Annotated in this window: 3 protein-coding genes; 2 read left to right on the plus strand and 1 reads right to left on the minus strand. The window is 72.8% G+C overall.

The genetic code is table 11. The features are described 5' to 3' along the window. Positions 1-191: 191 nt before the first annotated feature. On the plus strand, positions 192-1,007 hold the full coding sequence (locus tag ACSNOD_RS30245; protein WP_436770275.1) for a response regulator: 816 nt from the start codon (positions 192-194) through the stop codon (positions 1,005-1,007). An 84-nt stretch (positions 1,008-1,091) separates the two neighbouring features. Next, a complete protein-coding gene (locus ACSNOD_RS30250; protein ID WP_436770276.1) occupies positions 1,092-1,928 on the plus strand; it encodes a MerR family transcriptional regulator in 837 nt (278 codons plus the stop codon). 91 nt (positions 1,929-2,019) lie between these two features. On the opposite strand, the gene ACSNOD_RS30255 is transcribed toward ACSNOD_RS30250, so the two are convergent. Continuing rightward, positions 2,020-2,643: a histidine phosphatase family protein gene (locus ACSNOD_RS30255; protein WP_436770277.1), complete on the minus strand. Its 624-nt coding sequence runs from the start codon at positions 2,641-2,643 to the stop codon at positions 2,020-2,022. Positions 2,644-2,806 lie beyond the last annotated feature (163 nt).

The raw sequence follows: 2,806 nt of genomic DNA on the forward strand, positions 1-2,806 counted from the left end.
CGGCCCCCGCGGCATGCACCGGGCCCCGGGCGGGCTGATACCCGACACGCGAGGGGCCGGGGCGGGGGCGGGCGCGGACTGTCCGGTATGGCCGAGCGGGTGGAGTTGCTCGGTGGGGAGCTCTCGGCCGGCCCGGTCGGCGGCGGAACGCGCTGGCTGCTGGCCGTACGGCTGCCGCTACCGTCGGGCTCATGACCACCGAGACCGGCGTCGACGACCGCCCGCTGACCGTACTGATCGCCGATGACGAGGAGTTGACCCGCACCGGGTTGCGCACGCTGCTCTCGGCCAGGCCCGGCCTCGATGTGGTGGGCGAGGCCATCGACGGCACGGAGGTACTGCCCCTGGTCACCCGACTGTGCCCCGATGTCGTTCTGATGGACGTCCGGATGCCGGGGGTGGACGGTATCGAGGCGACGCGTCGGCTGCGCGCCGCCGAGTTGCCCGCACCGCCCCGGATCGTCGTGATCACCACCTTCGAGAACGACTCCTACGTCTATGACGCGCTGCGGGCCGGTGCTGATGGATTTCTGCTCAAGCGGACCCCGGTCGAGCGGATCGCTCGGGCGATCCGGCTGGTGGCCGAGGGCGACTCGCTCCTCTTCCCCGATGCCATCCGGAGCCTGCTCGCCGCCCGCCCCGAGGCCTCCGGCCCCTCCGGTCACGCCACCCCCGCCGGCGCCAACGCCGCCCAAGCCGACCACGGCACCCCCGCCGTCAACGGATCGGCCGCCGGCGAGGACCGGCCTGGCAACGGCGGCCCCCACGGCGCCGAGCGCCTCGCCGCGCTGACCGCCCGGGAACGGGAGGTGCTGCGCCTGATGGCCGCCGGACTGTCGAACCCGGCCATGGCCACCCGGCTGACGGTCGGGCTGGAGACCATCAAGACGCATGTCAGCAATGTGCTGGCCAAGCTGGGCGCCGAGAACCGCACCCAGGCGGTGATCCTGGCCTATGAATCGGGCCTGGTGATCCCGGGCGTGGGCGGTGCCGCGACGGGCTCGTAGGTCCACCCGCCACCGACCCGGACCTTGGGCCCCGGCCGAGGCCTTGACCGTGACACCGTGTGAGGTCCTGAACTGGGAGACGTCATGTTCGGCATCGGAGAATTCGCCCGGCACGGCCGCGTGACGGTTCGCATGCTGCGTCACTACGACGCGATCGGACTGTTGCGCCCCGCCCACGTCGATCCGTCCAGCGGCTACCGCCTCTACGAGGCCGGGCAGCTCGCGCGGCTCAATCGCGTCATCGCGCTCAAGGACCTCGGCTTCACGCTGCAACAGGTGGGAGCCATCCTGGACGAACGCGTGAGCGCCGAGGAGTTGCGCGGGATGCTGCGCCTGCGGCGGGCGGAGCTGGCGGCGGCGATGGCGGCCGACGCGGCGCGGCTGAACCAGGTCGAGGCGAGACTCCTGAGCATCGAGAGCGAGGGGCACATGCCCAGGGAAGACGTCGTACTCAAGCGCGTACCGCCAGTGCGGGTGGCGGAGCTGACCGCCGTAGCGGCCGGATACCAGCCCGAGCAGATCGGCCCGGTGATCGGCCCCCTCTACGGTGAGCTGTGCCGTCGGCTGGAGGCGGCGGGCGTCACCGCCTCGGGCCCGGCGATCGCCTACTACGAGAACGTCGAGGGCGCGTCCGAGGGCGATGAGCGCGTCGTGGTCCACGCTGCCATGACGGTGACGGACGGGCCCCGGACCGGCCAGGACTTCGCGATCGTGGATCTGCCCGCGATGGAGAGCGCCGCCACCATCGTGCACCGCGGCTCCATGGACGAGGTCATGCCCACGGTGCAGACACTGGCCCGCTGGATCGACGGCAACGGCTACCGCTCGATGGGCCACGCGCGGGAGCTCTATCTGGAGAATGAGGGCGACCCGAGCCAGTGGGTGACCGAGATACAGGAGCCGGTCGCGCCCGCGGGGTGAGCGGGCACCCGTCCCCGCCCGTGCCGCACCCCGCGCCGGGGGGCGGCACGGGCTACCGGCCGGAGGTCAGGCGCGGGTCTCCGGCCGGAGGTCAGGCGCGGGTCTCCGGGGGGAAGCCGGTCCAGCGCAGGTTCTCGGGGAGGTGGGCCATGTCGTTGAAGAACAGTACGGAGGGCGGGCGGCCGGGCGCGTAACGGATGACGGTCAGGGCGGCGTTGGCGTGATTGATGCCGAGCCAGCGCCATGGCGGGGCGTCGTACGCCGCCCGGACGAGCCAGCCGATGAGGAAGTTGTGCGTGATGACGAGTTCGTGGCGGGTGGTCTCGCCCGGTACGGGCCCGGTGAACCGCTCCTCGGCCGCGCGGGCCAGCGCGGGGCCGTGCTCGCGCTCGGAGAGCGGCTGCGCCTCGACGAAGCGGAGCAGCCGGTCGGCCGACTCCGTGGGCAGCTCGGCCCGCGCGGGCACGTACGGTACGTAGTCGCCCGCGGGTTCGGAGGGGAACAGCGGTACGCCGTCGAGTTGCTCGCCGACCAGCCGGGCGGTCTCCCGGGTACGCGGCAGTGGCCCGTGGTGGATCGCCGACAGCGGCACCCCGCGGAGCCGCTCGCCGAGCAGCCGGGCCTGTCGACGGCCGTTGTCGGTGAGCGCGTCGCCGTCCGGCGAGGCCTCGCCGTGGCGGGCGAGATAGAGGTGCCGTGCGGCCTCACGGGGCATGTGCGCGTCCTTTCCGGTCGAAATCGATCACCTGATGGTCGAGAGGTGATCACACTTCGACTCCCCAGGCCGGACGGACGCCGCGCCGGGCTACCGGCCGGAGGTCAGGCGCGGGTCTCCGGCCGGAGGTCAGGCGCGGGTCTCCGGGGGGAAGCCGGTCCAG

It is taken from the genome of Streptomyces sp. URMC 123 (genome assembly GCF_051386515.1).
Classification (GTDB): Bacteria; Actinomycetota; Actinomycetes; order Streptomycetales; family Streptomycetaceae; genus Streptomyces.

Coding starts and splice junctions, on each gene's coding strand:
- ACSNOD_RS30245 (WP_436770275.1), top strand. CDS start 192: ATGACCACCGAGACCGGCGTCGACGACCGCCCGCTGACCGTACTGATC.
- ACSNOD_RS30250 (WP_436770276.1), top strand. CDS start 1,092: ATGTTCGGCATCGGAGAATTCGCCCGGCACGGCCGCGTGACGGTTCGC.
- ACSNOD_RS30255 (WP_436770277.1), bottom strand. CDS start 2,643: ATGCCCCGTGAGGCCGCACGGCACCTCTATCTCGCCCGCCACGGCGAG.